At 37.9% G+C, this 390-nt stretch carries 1 protein-coding gene; it reads right to left on the bottom strand.

From position 1 onward, the window contains the following. Positions 1-274: hypothetical protein (locus EMN46_RS20130; RefSeq protein ID WP_229130453.1), on the bottom strand; the 274-nt coding region annotated here is incomplete at its 3' end. Positions 275-390: the final 116 nt, after the last annotated feature.

Consider the following 390-nt stretch of genomic DNA (forward strand, 5'->3'; position numbering starts at 1 on the left):
CACTTCTATCGGCAGATAACAGATGATTTCCATTTCTGTCTTTTAAGATGCACTTTTCTTCCTTGAAATCTACGAGAAATCCTTTGTCACAGAGTTGACTTATGCTTAGCAGATTGTGTTTCAATCCTTCAACATAAGCAACATCATTAAAAGATATGTTTCTGTTAGAAATTACTCCATATCCTCTTGTCCTTCCTCTTTTGTTATCTCCAAACGTAACTGCAGGACCATTCTTTTCTATGTAACTTGTGAGCAGAGCTTTACATCCAGTCATGTGTCTTGAACATCCACTGTCCAAGTACCAGATTTGTTGCACCTGTTTGCCCTGTACACATAAACAATTTAGGCTAGTTTTGGTACCCATTTCAGTATGGGTCCTGAAGGATTAGT

The organism is Ancylomarina sp. 16SWW S1-10-2, assembly GCF_009669305.1.
Lineage (GTDB): Bacteria > Bacteroidota > Bacteroidia > Bacteroidales > Marinifilaceae > Ancylomarina.